Consider the following 18,660-nt stretch of genomic DNA (forward strand, 5'->3'; position numbering starts at 1 on the left):
GGGAGTCAAGGCAGGGGGCTGGCGGTAGCGGGTCGGCGGCGCAGCGTCACGACACGCCAAAGTCCCCCGTGGTCAGGTCTAGTCTAAGTGCTGTGAAATTCAACCCGGACGCGGATCTCGACACCAGTGGGGTCGAGGACACCCGTGGGAGTGGCGGAGGCGGCGGCAGACTGCCCGGCGGGATGATCCCGGTGGGCGGCGGCATCGGCGGCATCATCCTGCTCGTCGTCATCCTGCTGCTGAACGGCGGCCTGCCGGGCGGCGACAGCGGCAGCCAGGAGCCATCGGTCCGCAACACCGCGGCCGGCAACCTCGACTCGTGCAAGAAGGGCACCGACCTGCAGGACAACCCGGACTGCCGGTTCGTGTTCTACCAGAACTCGATCGAGGGCTTCTGGGCCGCGGAACTGCCACGCCGGGGCAAGAAGTACACCCGCGCGCCGATGCGGGTCTTCGACGGCTCGGTCAGCACCGGCTGCGGACCGGCCACCAGCGCGGTCGGGCCGTTCTACTGCCCGCCGGACAAGCGGGTCTACCTGGATCTCGGGTTCTTCCAGACGCTCCAGTCCGAACTGGGCGCCAAGGGCGGCAACTTCGCCGAGGCGTACGTCGTGGCACACGAGTACGGCCACCACATCCAGAACCTGTACGGCATCCTCGGCCGGATCAAGACCCGCAACGGCCCGACGTCGGACTCGGTCCGGTCCGAACTGCAGGCCGACTGCCTGGCCGGGATCTGGACCAACCACGCGACGACCGTGCCCGACAAGGACGGCGACACGTTCATCAGCGGCCTGACCGAGGACGACATCGCCCGCGGCCTGGACGCGGCCGCCGCCGTCGGTGACGACCGGATCCAGGAGAAGACCCAGGGACAGGTGAACCCGGAGAGCTTCAGCCACGGCACCGCCGAGCAGCGGATGCGCTGGTTCAAGGCGGGGATGGACTCCGGCGACATGAACGCCTGCGACACCTGGTCGGCCAACCCGCTCTGACCTCGGTACGCCGTCAGTCCGCGCCTGATCGCTTGTCGACGACGCGGCGGACGATCAGGCCGACCGCCAGCGCGGCGGCGACCAGGATGGCCGAGATGATCGCCCATTCGAGCGAGGACGCGCCGAGCTGGGTCCGGCCCCTGCGGGAACGCTGGGCGCGGGCTCGCGCGAGCGCATAGCCGGCCATGGCACGCCAGAACTGCAGTTCCGAGTTCAACCGCTGTCCTCCCTGTGCAATGGCCGCGAGGACCTCAGTATGCCCAGGTGGGATGACGTTCACGCCTCAGCGCGAATCCTCAGGAGGATCGGTCAGTTCGATCCGGATCGCCCGTGCGTCGGCGCCGGCCTGCTCGAGGACCCTCTGTTTCGGATCCGGTACGCCGAGGAACGGCGGCCGCACCAGTCCAGCCACGTCTTTCAGCCGCGGATCCTCCAGCACTGTGTCGACCGCCCGGCGGTCTCCCCCGCACACCAGCGCCTGCAGCCGGGCCGGCCCGAGGATCCGCACCGCTACTTCGGTCGCGGCGGCGAACGCCTCCCGGGCCTGGTTGTCCCGCCGGCGCGCGTACCGCTGCTGCGACCAGCCACCGGCCTTCGTCGTCCCCTGCACGTGGCGTGATCCGACCTTGGAGTCCACAAGCTTGCCCCCGGCAAACACCCCGGCGCCGTAGCCGCCGCGCCGGACGAGCAGCACACCCAGCCGCCACTCGCGCAGCACATGAGCCAGGAGGCCGTCCTTCGACAACTCCTCCAGGGGTGCGAACGGCACCTCGACGACGGCGACGGAGCCGTCCGACGCGGAGGCGGTGACGCTCGTCGGCGTCACGTCGTACCTCACCGCGCCGTGGCGGTCACCGAAGCCGGCCAGCCACCTGTCCAGCCGCTCCGGTGCCACCGACACCGTTCGGGTCACACGTTGAAGCCGAGCGCCCGCAACTGGTCGCGGCCGTCGTCGGTGATCTTCTCCGGGCCCCACGGCGGCATCCAGACCCAGTTGATCCGGAAGTCGTTGACCAGGCCGTCCAGCGCCATTCTGGTCTGGTCCTCGATCACGTCGGTCAGCGGGCAGGCCGCCGACGTCAGCGTCATGTCGATGATCGCCGTACTGGTGTCGTCCACGGTGATCCCGTAGATCAGGCCCAGGTCGACGACGTTGATGCCGAGCTCGGGGTCGACGACATCCTTCAGCGCCTCGGTCACGTCCTCGACCGCGGCCGGGCTGGTGCCGGGCTGTGACCCCTGGGCCGCCGCCTGCAGGTCGACCTCGGGCAGCTCGATCTTCTCGTCGGTCTGGTCAGGCATTGCTCACTCCTTCTTGCTGTGCGGCGTCCTGGGACTCGTTCTGCGCCAGCGCCCGGGCGGTCGCGTCCCGCCAGGCCGACCAGCCCAGCAGCGCACACTTCACCCGGGCCGGGAACTGCGCGACGCCCGCGAACGCGACGCCGTCCTCCAGAACCTCTTCGTCCGGCTCGACATTCCCCCGGCCCTGCATCAGCTCGAGGAACTTCTCGTACGTCGCCATGCCCTCGGCGACCGGCTTGCCGATCACCAGGTCGGACATCACCGAGGTCGCGGCCTGGCTGATCGAGCAGCCGACACTCTCGTGCGTGATGCCGGTGACGGTGTCGCCGTCCAGCTCCACGCGCAGCGTCACCTCGTCCCCACAGGACGGGTTCACGTGGTGCACTTCCACGTCGTACGGATCCGCCAGTCCCGTGTGGTGCGGGCTGCGGTAGTGGTCCAGGATGATCTCCTGGTACAGCGAGTCAAGCTGCATGAGACGTCAGGCCACCTTGAAGAAAGAACGGACGAACCCGAGGCCGTCGACCAGCGCCTCGATCTCCTCCGGTGTCGTGTACAGGTAGAACGACGCCCGCGTCGAGGACTGTACGCCGAACCGCTCGTGCACCGGCCGCGCACAGTGGTGCCCGGCCCGTACCGCGATTCCGCGTGTGTCCAGCACGGTCGCCACGTCGTGCGGGTGCACGCCGTCCAGCTCGAAACTGATCGCGCCACCGTGGTCCTTGGCCTCGGTCGGACCGAGGATCGTCAGCCCCGGCACCGTCTTCAGCCCCTCGAGCGCGTACTCCACGATCGCGTGCTCGTGCGCCGCGATCTTGTCCATCCCGATCCCGGACAGGTAGTCGACGGCCGCACCGAGCCCGACGGCCTGCGCGATCGGCGGCGTACCGGCCTCGAACCGGGCCGGCGGCGGGGCGTACGTCGAACCCGTCATCCGCACGACCTCGATCATCTCACCGCCGCCAAGGAACGGCGGCAGCGAGGCGAGCAGGTCGTAACGGCCCCAGAGCACGCCGACCCCGGTCGGCCCGACCACCTTGTGCCCGGTGAAGCCGACCAGGTCCGCTCCGAGCTCGGCCACGTTCACCGGCAGCTGAGGCACCGCCTGCGCGGCGTCGACCACCATCAGGGCGCCGACCGCGTGCGCCTTCGCGGCGAGCTCCTTGATCGGGTTGATGGTGCCGAGCGCGTTCGACACCCAGGTGAGCGACACGATCTTGGTCCGCTCGTTGATGAGTTCGTCGACGTTGCTCAGGTCCAGCCGGCCGTCATCGGTGACGCCGAACCACTTCAGCGTCGCCCCGGTCCGCTCACAGACCATCTGCCACGGCACGATGTTCGAGTGGTGCTCCATCTCGGAGATGACCACCTCGTCACCCGGCTTCAGCGAGCCGCCGACCGTGTGTGCCACCAGGTTCAGCGCTTCGGAGATGTTCTTGGTGAAGACGATCTCGTTGCGGTCGGGCGCGCCGATGAAGGCCGCGACCTTGTCCCGGGCACCTTCGTACGCCGCGGTCGCCTCGGCACCGAGCTGGTGCATGGCCCGCGCGACGTTCGCGTTGTGCTTCAGGTAGTGGTCCTCGATCGCCTGCACCACCTGGCGCGGCTTCTGCGAGGAGTTCGCCGAGTCCAGGTAGACCAGCGGCAACCCGCCGGCGAGCTCGCGCGACAGGATCGGGAAGTCCGCCCGGACCGACTGCAGGTCCAGCGGACTGCTGAAGGTGGTCCGGGCGTCGGTCACTTGGCGCCTGCCTTCAGGAAACGCTCGTAGCCGTTGGCCTCGAGCTCTTCGGCCAGCTCCGGACCGCCCTCTTCGGCCACCCGGCCGTCGACGAACACGTGCACGAAGTCCGGCGTGATGTAGCGCAGGATCCGGGTGTAGTGGGTGATCAGCAGGATGCCCTTGTCACCCTTCTCCGCGAACCGGTTGACGCCGGTCGAGACGATTCGCAGCGCGTCGATGTCGAGGCCGGAGTCGGTCTCGTCGAGGATCGCGATCTTCGGGTCCAGCAGCTCCAGCTGGACGATCTCGTGCCGCTTCTTCTCGCCACCGGAGAAGCCCTCGTTCACGTTGCGGGTGCCGAAGTCCGGGTCCATCTCGAGATCACCGAGCGCCTTGTTGACGTCCTTGATCCAGGTGCGCAGCTTCGGCGCCTCGCCGTCGATCGCGGTCTTTGCCGTCCGCAGGAAGTTCGCCACCGACACGCCCGGCACCTCGACCGGGTACTGCATCGCCAGGAACAGGCCGGCCCGGGCGCGCTCGTCGACCTTCATGTCGAGCACGTCCTCGCCGTCCAGCGTCACCGTGCCGCTGGTGATGTTGTACTTCGGGTGGCCGGCGATCGAGTACGCCAGCGTCGACTTGCCGGAACCGTTCGGGCCCATGATCGCGTGCGTCTGACCACCCGCGATGGTCAGGTCGACGCCGCGCAGGATCTGCTTCGGGCCGTTCTCGGTGTCGACCGACACGTGCAGGTCGCGGATCTCGAGTGTCGCCATGAGTTCTTCTATCTCCGTCTGTCTTTTACAGGGATGCCTGGTTCAGGGGGTTCTTCACGTCGACGAGTACGTCGTCGCCGTCGAGCCGGACCGGATACACCGGCACCGGTTCGTACGCGGGCAGACCGGTCGGTTCACCGGTGCGCAGGTCGAAGCGGGAGCCGTGCAGCCAGCACTCGATCTCGCAGGCTTCGACCTCGCCCTCGGACAGCTGGATCTGCGCGTGCGAGCACTCGTCCCGCACCGCGAAGAACTGTCCCTCGCTCTTCACGACCGCGACCTCCACGCCGCCGACCTCGACCGGAATGACTCCCTCATCCGGTACGTCGGCGGCAGCGCAGGCGCGCTCGAAGCTGTCGCTCACTGTCCCGCGACCGCCGTGTGTCCGGTGGCCGCCGCCGCGGCGGCGCTGAGCTCGGCCGTCCGGGCCAGCTTCTGCTCGATCACGTCGTGCAGGTGCTCGGCGACCTCGGGAACGCCGATCTTGCCGATGATGTCGTTGAAGAAGCCGGACACCACCAACCGCCGGGCCTCGTCCTCGGGGATGCCGCGGGCCTGCAGGTAGAACAGTTGCTCGTCGTCGAACCGGCCGGTCGCGGACGCGTGCCCGGCGCCCTCGATCTCGCCGGTCTCGATCTCCAGGTTCGGGACCGAGTCGGCGCGGGCGCCGTCGGTCAGGACCAGGTTGCGGTTCAGCTCGAAGGTATCGGTGCCCTCGGCCGCGGCCCGGATCAGCACGTCGCCGATCCACACCGAGCGGGCCTTGTCACCGGCCAGCGCGCCCTTGTAGAGCACGTTGCTCTTGCAGTTGGCCGCCTCGTGGTCGACGAACAGCCGGTGCTCGTGATGCTGACCGGACTCGGCGAAGTACACCCCGAGCAGTTCGGCGTCGCCACCGGGACCGGCGTACCGGACGTTGGTGCCGATCCGGACGATCTTGCCGCCGAGGGTGACCGCGACGTGGTGCAGCCGGGCGTCCCGGCCGATCAGCGCGTCGTGCTGACCCAGGTGGATCGACTCGTGGTCGCCCTGCTGGATGCTGACCACACGGAGCTCGGCGCCGTCGCCGACGACGATCTCCACGTTGCTGCCGAGCTCACCGGCACCGGTGTGGTCGATGATCACGATCGCGCGGCTGTGCCGGCCGGCGTCCACGATCAGGTGGCTGAAGCCGCGGGCGCCGAGGCTCGCGACGTTCACGTGCACCGCCTCGGTCAGCTCGGCCTCGACCGGGATGCGCACCGCCAGCGCCTCGCCCGCCTGGTTCCAGGCGATCGCGGCGGAGCGGTCCTGCGGCGTACCGACCTTCAGCGAGTCCGCGGCGACGGTCTCGAACACCACACCGTCGGGACCGGACGCGTCGACCTTGGGGGTCTCGGTGCCGGCCTCGTCGGCGAACAGCGCCTTGAGGGCCTTGACCGGGGTGAAGCGCCACTCCTCCTCGCGCCCGTTCGGCACCGGGAAGTCGGCGACGTCGTACGACGTCGGCCGCTCGCTCCGGGCCTGGAGCGGGACCGGGGAACCCGGCCCGTGGGAGTGCGCCCGGTTGCCGGTGGCGACCAGGGTTTCAGCGGCGGACATCAGCCGACGGCCCCTTCCATCTGCAGCTCGATCAAGCGGTTCAGTTCCAGCGCGTACTCCATCGGGAGCTCGCGGGCGATCGGCTCGATGAAGCCGCGGACGATCATCGCCATCGCCTCGTCCTCGGCCATGCCCCGGCTCATCAGGTAGAAGAGCTGGTCGTCACTGACCTTGGACACGGTCGCCTCGTGTCCCATCGCCACGTCGTCCTCGCGGACGTCGACGTACGGGTAGGTGTCGGAGCGGCTGATGGTGTCGACCAGCAGCGCGTCACAGCGCACCGTTGACTTGCTGTGGTGCGACCCCGGCGCCACCTCGACCAGCCCCCGGTACGACGTCCGGCCGCCACCGCGGGCCACCGACTTCGACACGATCGAACTGGAGGTGTACGGCGCGTTGTGCACCATCTTCGACCCGGCGTCCTGGTGCTGGCCCTCGCCCGCGAACGCGACCGACAGAGTCTCGCCCTTGGCGTGCTCGCCCATCAGGTAGACCGCCGGGTACTTCATCGTCACCTTGGAGCCGATGTTGCCGTCGATCCACTCCATCGTCGCGCCCTCTTCGCAGGTGGCGCGCTTGGTGACCAGGTTGTAGACGTTGTTCGACCAGTTCTGGATCGTCGTGTAGCGGCAGCGGGCGCCCTTCTTCACGATGATCTCGACCACCGCGGAGTGCAGCGAGTCCGACTTGTAGATCGGCGCCGTACAGCCCTCGACGTAGTGCACGTAGGCGTCCTCGTCGACGATGATCAGGGTCCGCTCGAACTGGCCCATGTTCTCGGTGTTGATCCGGAAATAGGCCTGCAGCGGGATGTCCACCTTCACGCCCTTGGGCACGTAGATGAACGAGCCGCCGGACCAGACCGCCGTGTTCAGCGAGGCGAACTTGTTGTCGCCGACCGGGATGACCGAGCCGAAGTACTCCTGGAAGATCTCCGGGTGCTCCTTCAGGCCGGTGTCGGTGTCGAGGAAGATGACGCCCTGGGCCTCCAGGTCCTCGCGGATCTGGTGGTAGACGACCTCGGACTCGTACTGCGCCGCGACGCCGGCGACCAGGCGCTGCTTCTCCGCCTCCGGGATGCCGAGCTTGTCGTAGGTGTTCTTGATGTCCTCGGGCAGCTCTTCCCAGCTCGAGGCCTGCTTCTCGGTCGACCGGACGAAGTACTTGATGTTGTCGAAGTCGATCCCGGACAGGTCCGCGCCCCACGACGGCATCGGCTTGCGGTCGAAGAGCTTCAGACCCTTCAGCCGTAGGTCGAGCATCCACTCCGGCTCGTTCTTGAGGGTGGAGATGCCCCGCACCACGTCGGCGGACAGGCCGCGCTGTGCGACCGCGCCGGCAGCGTCGGAGTCGGCCCAGCCGTACTGGTAGTTGCCGAGGCCTTCCAGTTCGGGGTGAGCGGTTTGCGTCATCGTGCAGTCCTCGCAGATTCGCCGTCGGTTACAGGGGCAGGACCGGACACGGCCTGGGGGGCCGGGACGTGGCCGGGAATATGTGTGGTGCAGACACCGTCGCCGTGGGCGATGGTGGCCAATCTCTGGACGTGCCGGCCGAGCAACCGGGAGAACACCTCGGTCTCGGCCTCGCACAACTGGGGGAACTGCTCGGCCACGTGCGCGACCGGGCAGTGGTGCTGGCAGAGCTGCTCGCCGTGCGCGGCCTTCGCCGTGGACGCGGCGTACCCGTCCGTGGTCAGGGCCCGGGCGAGTGCCTCCGCCTTGTCGCTGTCGGGAGCGGCGTCGACCAGCTCCCGGTACCGCTGCTCCACCTCGGCGACCCGGCCCCGGGCAAACTCCGCGACCGCCTCGTCACCGCCGGACTCGGCGATGAACTTCAGCGCGGTGGCCGCCAGGTCGTCGTACGCCTGGTGGAACGCGTGCCGGCCGGTGTCGGTCAGCACGAAGACCTTCGCGGGGCGGCCGCGGCCACGGGGGCCGTAGACACGCTCCTCGCGGGACTCGACCAGGCCGTCCTCGAGCAGGTGGTCGAGATGCCGGCGGACCGCCGCCGGCGTCAGCTCCAGGCGCTCGGCGAGCACCGCGGCGCTGGACGGACCATTGGTCTGGATCGAGCGGGCGACCCGGTCCCGGGTGGACTCGTCCCGCGCCGCAACCGCGCCGGTGGGCGCCGCTCCGGTAGTCGCAGGATTTTTCACAACATCAGTGTCGCGTAATTCCCGGGGGCCTTCAAATAAGGCTCACCTAACCGCCTCCGCGCGCACGCGGGAGGCGGGGGCCGATCGTGACCAGCGTCACGCCGCCGGGCTCCGCTCCCCACCCGCGCCGAAGGCGCGGCAGCCCGGTCCTAGACTTCATCCGTGCCAGTCGCGGTGGAGATCGACAACCTCGTCGTGCGGTACGGCGACAAGGCCGCGGTCGACGGTCTCAGTCTCACCGTAACCGTCGGCACGGTGACGTCCGTGCTCGGCCCCAACGGCGCCGGCAAGACCACCACCGTGGAGAGCTGTGAGGGGTTCCGGCGGCCGGAGTCCGGCCGGGTCCGGGTGCTCGGGCTGGACCCGATCGCGGACCACGACGAGCTGATGCCGCGGATCGGCGTGATGCTGCAGGAGGGCGGTGCCTGGTCCGGCGTCCGTGCGGTCGAGATGCTGAGGTACGTCGCCACCCTGCACTCGCACCCGCTCGAGATCCCGGCCCTGGTCGAGCGCCTCGACCTCGGTAGCTGCGGCAGGACGCCGTACAGGCGGCTGTCCGGCGGGCAGAAGCAGCGGCTGTCGTTCGCGCTGGCGATCGTCGGGCGGCCGGAGGTCGCGTTCCTGGACGAACCGACGACCGGGCTCGACCCGCACGGCCGGCGGGAGATCTGGCAGCTGATCCGCGACCTGCGCGACGACGGCGTGACCGTCGTACTCACCACCCACGCGATGGACGAGGCCGAGCAGTTGTCGGACCAGGTCCACGTGGTGTCCGCCGGCAAGGTGATCGCGTCGGGCACTCCGGACGCGCTGACCGAGCACGGCGCGAAGTCTCTGGAGGACGTCTACCTCGCGTTGACGGCACCACCGAAGCGGGAGCGCTCATGACCACCTATGCGCCCCAGCCGGGCAGCGCTCCCTGGCCGCGGAAGGTGCTCGCGCATTCACGGATGGAGTTCCGGCTCCTGATCCGCAACGGTGAGCAGTTGCTGCTGGCGCTCGTCATCCCGCTCGGGATCCTCCTGCTTCTGGGTGGCACCGGACTCGGCGACCGGCTGCCGCTCGGCGACGGCCGGGCGATCGACGACGCCGTACCGCGGGTGCTGGCGCTCGCCGTCCTGTCCTCTTCCTTCACCTCGCTGGCGATCGCGACCGGCTTCGAGCGTCGGTACGGCGTGATCAAGCGGCTCGGCGCCTCTCCCCTGTCCCGGACCGGACTGCTCGCCGGGAAGATCGGCGCGGTCCTGGTCGTGCAGGTGATCCAGCTCGCCGTCCTGATCGGGACCGGCTTCGCCCTCGGGTGGGATCCGGCCGGCGGTTTCGACGCCGTGTTCGGGGTGATCCTGATGGTCCTGTGCGGTACGGCGGCCTTCGCGTCCCTCGGACTGCTGATGGCCGGCGTACTCCGGGCCGAGGCCACCCTGGCCGCGGCCAACCTGCTCTATCTGCTGTTGCTGGTCGGCGGTGCGGTGATGACACCGGTCGACGAGTACCCGGCCGGCATGCAGGGTGTCGTCCGGCTGCTGCCGAGCGCCGCGCTGGCCAACGGGCTGGCGAACTCGACCATCGAGGGTGTGATCCCGTGGGCCGCCGCACTGTCTCTCGCTCTGTGGGCCGGGGTGCTCGGATACCTGGTGTCCAGGACCTTCCGCTGGGACTGAGCAGACCTTTCTCTAGAGTGTGCCGGTGATGAGCACGGAGACCCCGCCACAAGAGACCGAACCAGTCAACGCCTTCTGGCGGCTGGTGCCCGAGCCGAGCCTGGATGTCGTCCGGCGCTGGGGCTGGGCGTCGGTGGTGGCGAACATCGGCATCGTGGTGACCGGCGGACTGGTCCGGCTGACCGGCTCCGGCCTCGGCTGCCCGACCTGGCCGCAGTGCACCGACGAGTCGTACGTGCCGCACGCCGCGCTCGGCATCCACGGCGCGATCGAGTTCGGCAACCGGATGCTCGGCTTCGTGGTCGCGGTCATCGCGATCTGCACCTGGCTCGTGGTGATGCGGTACCGCCCGATCCGCCGGGACCTGCGGCGCCTCGCGACCGCGGCCGCGCTCGGCGTACCGCTGCAGGCCGTGATCGGCGGCATCAGCGTGCTGACCGGACTGAACCCGTGGATCGTGTCGGCGCACTTCCTGGTCTCGCCGGTGATCATCACGCTGACCGTGTCGATGATGCGGCGGTCCCGGACCAGTCCCTACCCGCACACCCCCCCGGTGGTCCGCGCGCTCGCGACCGCCTCTGTGGTGGCGGTCTGGCTGACCGTTGCTCTCGGCACCTTGGTGACCGGCGCCGGCCCGCACTCGGGCGACCCGGACACCGGGCGGAACGGGTTCGACGAGGAACTGATCAGTCAGCTGCACGCGGACTTCGTGTTCGGGTTGCTCGGGATCACGATCGCGCTGGTGATCGCGACCCGCGTGACCGCGACGTCACGCACGTTACGGAAGCTGGCCGCCTGGCTGCTCGCGATGGAACTGCTCCAGGGCGCCGTCGGCTTCACGCAGTACTTCACCGGCCTCCCGTGGGGCCTGGTCCTGATACACATGTTCTTCGCCGGGCTGCTGATCGCTCTCGTCACCGCGGTCTACGCCGAACGCGGCACGCCCGCAACGTAGGACACGTTGCGGGCGCACCACTTACTCTTAGTGCCTCACCTTGTACACGGCGCCAGTGCCGATGATCGGGCCTGCGACGTACAGGTCACCCCACTTGCTGAACGCGGCGCCGCCCGGCAGGTTGAGCTGACCGCGGACCAGTTCCCTCTTGTACCCGGCCTTGTGGTGCTTGCCCGGGTACTGCAGGTACAGCGAACCGATGGTCGAACCGCCCATCTCGAACTTCAGCCAGCTGTCCCTGGCCAGTTGTACGACGGCGAGCGTGCCGTGCGGGCCACCGGCCAGGTCGACGATCGACGTGTAACCGTCGGCGTACCGCTGGCACTTGCCCTTGTACGGCTTGGCCGGATCGCACACCGCGCCCACCGAGCCCGGCTTGATCCGCCAGATCTCCGACGTCCCCGGAGTTGCCGGGAAGCCACGCAGCTCACCGACGTACCAGTAGCCGTCCGACCCGACCGTCACCGACGTGGCGACAGCCTCGGCCACGAACGGCGTTCCGGCGGGCGGCGCCTCCGCCCCGAGACCGGCCGGAACCTTGACCGTGCGTGGCTTCAGCCGCGCGACGGTCTTGATCTTGCCGTTCGGCCAGACCCGGAGCAGGTCGTTGCCGGCGGCATCCGCTACCAGCACCGTCCCGTCCTTCAGCGCCGCGACGCCGAACGGGTTGGTCTCCGTCGGCGAATCTGCCTGGTTGTACGGATCCGGGTCCGTGGCCTGGTACTTCGCGATGTCGGCGACCACCACCGGCGACTTCCCCGGCCGCAGCCGGTACAGGGTCGCGCCGCCCGGCGGGGTCGGCTGACCAGGTTCCCCGCCCGCGCCGGTCAACGCGTACGTCGTACCCCGGGAACTCGTGTCGATCGCGGGCGGGAATCCACCCGGGACCTGGCCGAGCTTCCAGGTCTTCTTGCCGTCGGTGGCATAGACCGAACCGTCCGTGACGCTGTAGATGACCTTCTTGCCGTACGTCGAAACCCCGCGCGGGCCGTCCAGACCCGTTGCCACCGGCTTCAAACTGCTCGAATGCCCACCGGCGTCGGCCGTTCCGGCCACCAGTACGGAACCGGCCAAGGCGAGTGCCGCGACCGCGGCAATGCGTGTTCGTACCCCCACTGCGAACCCCCTGAAGTCACGTCTCCCCAGGTGCGGATCCCCCTCCGCAGACCCCCACATCGCAACATCGGATCACGATTAGGTCAACCGGAGAACTCCCCGCACCCGCGGGGCGACGCTCAGTGCAGGAGCGGATCGATGGCCGCGGCAATGAACAGCAGAGCCAAGTAGATATTCGAGAAGTGGAAGAGCCGCATCGGCCGCAGTGCGGCTCCGTCGGCTCCGGTGTGGGCCCGGAGCAACAATGCGCGGGCCTCGCGGAGGAACAGGAATCCGAGCACGATCGCGGCCAGCGGGTACACGAAACCGGTGCCCGCGACCGGCCACAGCGCGATCGAGGTGATCACCATCACCACGGAGTACGCCATGATCTGCCGGGCCGTGGCGACCGGGGTGGCGACCACGGGCAGCATCGGTACGTCGACCGACGCGTAGTCCTCGCGGTAGCGCATCGCCAGCGACCAGGTGTGCGGCGGCGTCCAGAAGAAGACCACTCCGAACAGCACGACCGGGGTCCAGGCCAGCTCGTTGGTGACCGCGGTCCAGCCGATCAGGGTCGGGAAGCAGCCCGCGATCCCGCCCCAGACGATGTTCTGCACGGTCCGGCGCTTCAGCACCATCGTGTAGCCGAAGACGTAGAACGCGTTCGCGGCCAGGGCCAGCACCGCCGACAGCCAGTTGACCAGCAGGCCGAGCTCGAGGGTGGCCAGAATGCCCAGCACGATGCCGAAGATCGTCGCCGACCGCGGGCTGACCGCGTGCCGGGGCAGCGGGCGGCGGCGGGTCCGGCGCATCTGCTCGTCGATGTCGCGGTCGAGCACGCAGTTGATCGTGTTCGCGCTGCCGGCCGCCAGGATGCCGCCGACCAGGGTGGCCGCGACGACCTGCAGGCCGGGCACTCCCCCGGCGGCCAGGAACATCACCGGCACGGTGGTGATCAGCAGCAGCTCGATGATGCGGGGCTTGGTCAGACCGACGTACGCCTTCACCACGTCGCGCACCGACGGACTGAGAACAGCAGTACCGTCCGGCTGCGGCGTCGGGTACGACGTCGTCGCGGCTGGACGCGGGTCGACGGCCGTCACGAACACCTCGAACTGAGTGGGTTGACGCCGGAGACCCGGCGCTGACGATTCGACAGTCTACGACGCCCCGTAGGAGGGTTCGTTCACCCCCCGGGTCAGTCCGACGAACAAGTGTGGGCCGGTGTTCATCCGGATGTGATTCCGATGGCGTGAAATGGGCCCGGGTGTGATGTCGCGGACGTCCGGAACACCCCGGGAACAACGACGCCACCAACCAGGTTGCGGATCAGTGAAGGCAGGAAAGGTCAGGGCGAGTAGGCTCGCTCACGGTGACGCGCGGGGGCGCGATCGAACCGGCCGGTGAGGCCGGTCGCGATCCCCTCGACGCTGACCGGAAGACCTGACGCAGCCATCGAGAGGAGCGCCGCCGGCGTGACGGAGAAGACCAGCCCGAAGCTTGAATGGACCGACCTCGACCAGCGCGCGGTCGACACCGTACGGGTGCTCGCGATGGACGCGGTGGAGAAGGTCGGCAACGGCCATCCCGGTACGGCGATGAGCCTGGCGCCGGCGGCGTACCTGCTGTTCCAGAAGGTGATGCGGCACAACCCGGCGGACGCGCACTGGGCCGGCCGGGACCGGTTCGTGCTGTCGGCCGGCCACTCCAGCCTCACCCTGTACATCCAGCTCTACCTGGCCGGCTTCGGCCTCGAACTGGACGACCTGAAGTCGCTGCGGACCTGGGGCAGCAGGACCCCGGGCCACCCGGAGTACGCCCACACCAAGGGTGTCGAGACGACCACCGGTCCGCTCGGCCAGGGTGTCGGCAACGCGGTCGGGATGGCGATGGCGGCCCGCCGCGAGCGCGGCCTGCTCGACCCGGACGCCCCCAAGGGCGAGGGTCTGTTCGACCACCACATCTACGTGATCGCGTCGGACGGCGACCTGGAGGAAGGCGTCTCGGGTGAGGCGTCCTCGCTGGCCGGGCACCAGAAGCTCGGCAACCTGACGCTGATCTACGACGCCAACAAGATCTCGATCGAGGACGACACCGACATCGCGTTCTCCGAGGACGTGGCGGCGCGTTACGCGGCGTACGGCTGGCACACCCAGGACGTCGACTGGACCAACGGCGGCACCGGCTACGAGGAGAACGTCCAGGCCCTGTACGACGCCATCCAGGCGGCCGAGGCGGTCACCGACAAGCCGAGCTTCATCCGGCTGCACACGATCATCGGCTGGCCGGCCCCGAACAAGCAGAACACCGGCAAGATCCACGGCTCCGCCCTCGGCGCCGACGAGGTGGCCGCGACCAAGAAGGTCATGGGCTGGGACCCGGAGCAGAGCTTCCAGGTCGCCGACGACGTGCTCGCGCACACCCGCCAGGCGCTCGAGCGCGGCAAGGCCCTGCAGGACGACTGGGACGTCAGGTACGACGCCTGGCGGTCGGCGAATCCGGAGCGCGCGGCGCTGCTCGACCGGCTGTCGAAGCGTGAGCTGCCGTCCGGCTGGAAGGACGTGCTGCCGAGCTGGGAGGCCGACGCCAAGGGTGTGGCCACCCGCGCCGCCTCCGGCGAGGTGCTGACCAAGCTGTCACCGGTGCTGCCCGAGCTCTGGGGCGGCTCGGCCGACCTGGCCGGCTCGAACAACACCACCCCGAAGGGCCAGCCGTCGTTCATCCCGCCGGAGTACTCCACCAAGGAGTTCCAGGGCGACGAGTACGGCCGCGTCCTGCACTTCGGCATCCGCGAGCACGCCATGGGCTCGGTGCTGAACGGCATCACCCTGCACGGCCTGACCCGCCCGTACGGCGGCACGTTCCTCGTCTTCAGCGACTACATGCGCCCGGCGGTCCGGCTGGCCGCGCTGATGAAGCTGCCGGTCACCTACGTGTGGACGCACGACTCGATCGGCCTCGGCGAGGACGGCCCGACCCACCAGCCGGTCGAGCACCTGTCGGCACTGCGGGCGATCCCGGGCCTGGACGTCGTACGCCCGGGTGACGCGAACGAGACCGCGGCCGCGTGGGCTGCGATCCTCGAGCACACCGACCGCCCGGCCGGCCTGGCGCTGACCCGGCAGAACGTGCCGACGTTCCCGCGGGGCACCGACGGCTTCGCCACCACCGAGAACGTCAAGAAGGGCGGCTACACGCTGCTCGACACCGACGGCACGCCGGACGTCGTACTGATCGCGACCGGCTCCGAGCTGCAACTGGCCGTCGCGGCCCGCGAGACGCTGGCCGGCGAGGGCGTCAAGGCGCGCGTCGTCTCGATGGTCTCGCGCGAGTGGTTCGACGAGCAGGATGACGCGTACCGCGAGTCCGTCATCCCGGCCGGCGTCCGGGCCCGGGTCTCGGTCGAGGCGGGCGTCGCGCAGAGCTGGCACGCCATCGTCGGCGACGCCGGCCGCAGCGTGAGCCTGGAGCACTACGGCGCGTCGGCCGCCTACCAGACCCTGTACGACGAGTTCGGCATCACCGCCGGCGCTGTCGTCCAGGCTGCCAAGGACAGCATCGCCGCGGCCGCGCAGATCAGCGGCCCGGGCGTGCCGCCCAAGCGAGCGTCGGCCGGCCCGGTCGGACCCGCCGACGCCAACTGACACTCACACAACAGAACATTCGGAAGGCTCCGGACATGAACGATCGCTTGAAAGCACTCGCCGACGCGGGTGTGTCCATCTGGCTCGACGACCTCTCCCGGCAGCGGCTGACCAGCGGAAGCCTGGCCGACCTGATCCAGGACAAGCACGTCGTCGGCGTGACGACGAACCCGACCATCTTCGCCAAGGCGATCTCCGACGCCGACGCGTACGCCGAGAAGGTCTCCCGGCTCGCAGCCGAGGGTGTCTCCACCGACGAGGCGATCCGGGTCATCACCACCGACGACGTCCGCGACGCCGCCGACCTGTTCAAGCCGGTGTACGACGACACCGAGGGCCAGGACGGCCGGGTCTCGATCGAGGTCGAGCCGAGCCTGGCGCGCGACACCGAGAAGACGAACCGGCAGGCCAAGGAACTGTGGGAGGCCGTCGGCCGGGAGAACGTGTTCGTGAAGATCCCGGCCACCATGGGGGGCCTGCCCGCGATCACCGCGACGCTGGCCGCCGGGATCAGCGTGAACGTGACCCTGATCTTCTCCCTGGACCGCTACCGGGCGGTCGCGGACGCGTTCCTGTCCGGGATGGAGCAGGCGATCGAGAACGGTCACGACGTGACCAAGATCGCCAGCGTGGCGTCGTTCTTCGTCAGCCGGGTGGACACCGAGGTGGACAAGCGATTGGATGCTCTGATCGGCACCGCCTCCGAAGACGCAGCCAAGGCGCTCAAGGGCAAGGCCGCGATCGCCAACGCGCGGCTCGCGTTCGAGGCGTACGAGGAGATCTTCGACACCGACCGCTGGCGCGAGATCGAGACCGCCGGCGCCAAGCCGCAGCGCCCGCTGTGGGCCTCCACCGGCACCAAGGACCCGTCGTACTCCCCCACCCTGTACGTCGACAACCTGGTCACCCGCGGCGTCGTCAACACGATGCCTGAGGCAACCATCAAGGCGGTCGAGGAGCACAGCGAGTTCACCGGTGACACGGTCCGCGGCGAGTACGACGCCGACCGCAAGGTGATCGCGGACCTGGAGCGGCTGGGCATCTCGTACGACGAGGTCGTGCAGGTGCTCGAGGACGAGGGCGTGGCCAAGTTCGACGCGTCCTGGTCGGAGCTGCAGGACACCGTCACCGCGGCACTGAAGGGTGCTGCCAAGTGACCGCACCGAAGGTGAGCACCCACAACGGCGACTGGGCCGAGGTCGTCGACCGGCTGGTGTCGGAGAAGATCGCCTCCCGGATCGCCGCCAAGGACGCGACGATCTGGGGGCCGGAGGCGGAGCACGAGGCCTCGATCCGGCTCGGCTGGGTCGACCTGCACGAGACCTCGCGGCCGCTGCTGGCCGAGATCGAGGCCTTGCAGGCGGACTTCCGGTCCGAGGGTGTGGACCGGGTCGTGCTGTCCGGCATGGGCGGCTCGTCGCTGGCTCCCGAGGTGATCACCCGGACCGCCGGCGTGGAGCTCGTCGTACTGGACTCGACGGACCCGAGCGTGGTCGCGCGGGCACTGGCCGGGGACCTGTCGAAGACGGTCATCGTGGTGTCCAGCAAGTCCGGCGGCACAGTCGAGACCGACAGCCACCGGCGGACGTTCGTCAAGGCGTTCACCGACGCGGGCATCGACGCCGCGTCGCGGATCGTCGTGGTGACCGACCCGGGTTCGCCGTTCGAGAAGCTGTCGGCCGACGAGGGCTACCGCAAGACGTTCCTCGCCGACCCGAACATCGGCGGCCGCTACAGCGCGCTGACCGCCTTCGGGCTGGTTCCGTCCGGTCTGGCCGGCGCGGACATCGCCGAGCTGCTTGACCAGGCGGCTGAGGCCGCTCCGGAGCTGCAGGCGGACTCGACCGACAATCCGGCTCTGTGGCTGGGCGCCGTACTCGCGGCCAGCGCGGGGCGGGACAAGGCGATCATCACGGCCGAGGGCTCGGACATCGTCGGCTTCCCGGACTGGGCGGAGCAGTTGATCGCCGAGAGCACCGGCAAGAACGGCACCGGCGTACTGCCGGTTGCGGTTGAGGTCGGCGCTCCGGAGCTGCGGAGCGAGGCGGCCGACCTCACCAACGCGTTGCTGGCCGAGAAGGCCGCGAGCGGTGTGCCGACGGCGCTGACGTCGGGCTCGCTCGGCGGTCAGTTCCTGCTGTGGGAGGTCGCCACGGCGGTGGCCGGCTACCTGCTCGGGATCAACCCGTTCGACCAGCCGGACGTGGAGAGTGCGAAGAAGGCGGCCCGCGGTCTGCTCGACGCACAGCCCGAGCCGGAGGCGGCGGCCTTCACCGAAGGCTCCGTCGAGGTCCGTGGTTCCGAGGGGCTGCTGGACGGCGTGGACTCGCTGCAGGGCGCGGTCGACGCGCTGCTGGGCAAGCTCGACGCCAAGGGGTACCTGGCCGTCATGGCCTACCTCGACTCCGAACGCGACTCCGATCTGGCCGCTGTCCGGCCGGCGCTGGCGACCCGCACGGGCCGTCCGGTGACCTTCGGCTGGGGTCCGCGGTTCCTGCACTCCACCGGCCAGTACCACAAGGGCGGCCATCCGGAGGGCGTGTTCCTGCAGATCACCGGCGCGCACCCGACCGACGTCGAGATCCCCGACCGGCCGTTCACCTTCGGCACGCTGATCTCGGCCCAGGCGGCCGGTGACGCGAACGTGCTCGCCGAGCGCGGCCGTCCGGTACTGCGCCTGCACCTGACCGACCCGGCGAGCGGCGTACAACAGCTTCGTGCCCTCTTCGCAAACTAGCCCTGTTCGGAACCACAACTCGGAGGGAAGCGG

At 69.3% G+C, this 18,660-nt stretch carries 19 protein-coding genes; 7 read left to right on the top strand and 12 right to left on the bottom strand.

The window, feature by feature from the left end; all coding sequences use genetic code 11:
* Positions 1 to 92 precede the first annotated feature (92 nt).
* The gene (gene ypfJ, locus E0H75_RS15040; RefSeq protein WP_131514179.1) at positions 93 to 995 is read left to right on the top strand and encodes a KPN_02809 family neutral zinc metallopeptidase; all 903 of its coding nucleotides are present in this window, start codon (positions 93 to 95) and stop codon (positions 993 to 995) included.
* A 13-nt stretch (positions 996 to 1,008) separates the two neighbouring features.
* Here ypfJ and E0H75_RS15045 read toward each other — a convergent pair whose 3' ends face one another.
* From E0H75_RS15045 to E0H75_RS15090, 10 genes are all read right to left on the bottom strand, one after another.
* Positions 1,009 to 1,212: a hypothetical protein gene (locus E0H75_RS15045; RefSeq protein ID WP_131514180.1), complete on the bottom strand. Its 204-nt coding sequence runs from the start codon at positions 1,210 to 1,212 to the stop codon at positions 1,009 to 1,011.
* 66 nt (positions 1,213 to 1,278) lie between these two features.
* Positions 1,279 to 1,908 (bottom strand): acVLRF1 family peptidyl-tRNA hydrolase, encoded by a 630-nt coding sequence (locus E0H75_RS15050; protein ID WP_238163027.1) that lies wholly within the window; start codon positions 1,906 to 1,908, stop codon positions 1,279 to 1,281.
* The gene (locus E0H75_RS15055; RefSeq protein ID WP_131514181.1) at positions 1,905 to 2,297 is read right to left on the bottom strand and encodes a metal-sulfur cluster assembly factor; all 393 of its coding nucleotides are present in this window, start codon (positions 2,295 to 2,297) and stop codon (positions 1,905 to 1,907) included. Before E0H75_RS15055 ends, E0H75_RS15050 begins: the two co-directional genes overlap by 4 nt.
* Positions 2,290 to 2,772 carry a Fe-S cluster assembly sulfur transfer protein SufU gene (gene sufU, locus E0H75_RS15060; protein ID WP_131514182.1) on the bottom strand — a complete coding sequence of 161 codons (483 nt, stop codon included), beginning with the start codon at positions 2,770 to 2,772 and terminating at the stop codon, positions 2,290 to 2,292. Before sufU ends, E0H75_RS15055 begins: the two co-directional genes overlap by 8 nt.
* Before the next feature lie 6 nt (positions 2,773 to 2,778).
* Complete coding sequence (locus E0H75_RS15065; RefSeq protein ID WP_131514183.1) at positions 2,779 to 4,038, bottom strand: cysteine desulfurase; 1,260 nt, start codon at positions 4,036 to 4,038, stop codon at positions 2,779 to 2,781.
* The gene (sufC, locus tag E0H75_RS15070; RefSeq protein ID WP_131514184.1) at positions 4,035 to 4,796 is read right to left on the bottom strand and encodes a Fe-S cluster assembly ATPase SufC; all 762 of its coding nucleotides are present in this window, start codon (positions 4,794 to 4,796) and stop codon (positions 4,035 to 4,037) included. The genes E0H75_RS15065 and sufC overlap by 4 nt, the downstream gene beginning before the upstream one ends.
* Before the next feature lie 25 nt (positions 4,797 to 4,821).
* The gene (locus tag E0H75_RS15075; protein WP_131514185.1) at positions 4,822 to 5,160 is read right to left on the bottom strand and encodes a non-heme iron oxygenase ferredoxin subunit; all 339 of its coding nucleotides are present in this window, start codon (positions 5,158 to 5,160) and stop codon (positions 4,822 to 4,824) included.
* A complete protein-coding gene (gene sufD / locus E0H75_RS15080) occupies positions 5,157 to 6,377 on the bottom strand; it encodes a Fe-S cluster assembly protein SufD (RefSeq protein WP_131514186.1) in 1,221 nt (406 codons plus the stop codon). Before sufD ends, E0H75_RS15075 begins: the two co-directional genes overlap by 4 nt.
* On the bottom strand, positions 6,377 to 7,789 hold the full coding sequence (gene sufB, locus E0H75_RS15085; protein ID WP_131366493.1) for a Fe-S cluster assembly protein SufB: 1,413 nt from the start codon (positions 7,787 to 7,789) through the stop codon (positions 6,377 to 6,379). The genes sufD and sufB overlap by 1 nt, the downstream gene beginning before the upstream one ends.
* The gene (locus tag E0H75_RS15090; protein ID WP_131514187.1) at positions 7,786 to 8,532 is read right to left on the bottom strand and encodes a helix-turn-helix transcriptional regulator; all 747 of its coding nucleotides are present in this window, start codon (positions 8,530 to 8,532) and stop codon (positions 7,786 to 7,788) included. The genes sufB and E0H75_RS15090 overlap by 4 nt, the downstream gene beginning before the upstream one ends.
* Positions 8,533 to 8,694: 162 nt before the next feature.
* Between E0H75_RS15090 and E0H75_RS15095 the strand changes: the two genes are divergently transcribed.
* From E0H75_RS15095 to E0H75_RS15105, 3 genes are read left to right on the top strand one after another with little or no spacing between them, the layout of a single operon-like run.
* Positions 8,695 to 9,420, top strand: a complete 726-nt coding sequence (locus tag E0H75_RS15095) for an ABC transporter ATP-binding protein (RefSeq protein ID WP_238163028.1) — start codon at positions 8,695 to 8,697, stop codon at positions 9,418 to 9,420.
* Entirely contained in the window at positions 9,417 to 10,193 is a 777-nt protein-coding gene (locus E0H75_RS15100) for an ABC transporter permease (RefSeq protein ID WP_131514188.1), read from the top strand. The genes E0H75_RS15095 and E0H75_RS15100 overlap by 4 nt, the downstream gene beginning before the upstream one ends.
* A 28-nt stretch (positions 10,194 to 10,221) precedes the next feature.
* The gene (locus E0H75_RS15105; RefSeq protein WP_131514189.1) at positions 10,222 to 11,148 is read left to right on the top strand and encodes a COX15/CtaA family protein; all 927 of its coding nucleotides are present in this window, start codon (positions 10,222 to 10,224) and stop codon (positions 11,146 to 11,148) included.
* 27 nt (positions 11,149 to 11,175) lie between these two features.
* On the opposite strand, the gene E0H75_RS15110 is transcribed toward E0H75_RS15105, so the two are convergent.
* Positions 11,176 to 12,264 (bottom strand): ScyD/ScyE family protein, encoded by a 1,089-nt coding sequence (locus E0H75_RS15110; protein ID WP_165553760.1) that lies wholly within the window; start codon positions 12,262 to 12,264, stop codon positions 11,176 to 11,178.
* A gap of 119 nt (positions 12,265 to 12,383) precedes the next feature.
* The gene (locus E0H75_RS15115; protein ID WP_238163029.1) at positions 12,384 to 13,349 is read right to left on the bottom strand and encodes a heme o synthase; all 966 of its coding nucleotides are present in this window, start codon (positions 13,347 to 13,349) and stop codon (positions 12,384 to 12,386) included.
* Positions 13,350 to 13,721: 372 nt separating this feature from the next.
* Here E0H75_RS15115 and tkt point away from each other — a divergent pair, with 372 nt between their 5' ends.
* The 3 genes from tkt to E0H75_RS15130 are packed head-to-tail and all read left to right on the top strand — an operon-like array spanning position 13,722 to position 18,627.
* The gene (gene tkt, locus E0H75_RS15120; RefSeq protein ID WP_131514192.1) at positions 13,722 to 15,890 is read left to right on the top strand and encodes a transketolase; all 2,169 of its coding nucleotides are present in this window, start codon (positions 13,722 to 13,724) and stop codon (positions 15,888 to 15,890) included.
* A 35-nt stretch (positions 15,891 to 15,925) separates the two neighbouring features.
* Entirely contained in the window at positions 15,926 to 17,047 is a 1,122-nt protein-coding gene (gene tal, locus E0H75_RS15125) for a transaldolase (protein ID WP_131514193.1), read from the top strand.
* On the top strand, positions 17,044 to 18,627 hold the full coding sequence (locus E0H75_RS15130) for a glucose-6-phosphate isomerase (RefSeq protein WP_131514194.1): 1,584 nt from the start codon (positions 17,044 to 17,046) through the stop codon (positions 18,625 to 18,627). The genes tal and E0H75_RS15130 overlap by 4 nt, the downstream gene beginning before the upstream one ends.
* Positions 18,628 to 18,660 lie beyond the last annotated feature (33 nt).

Source organism: Kribbella capetownensis (assembly GCF_004331485.1).
Taxonomy (GTDB): Bacteria; Actinomycetota; Actinomycetes; order Propionibacteriales; family Kribbellaceae; genus Kribbella; species Kribbella capetownensis.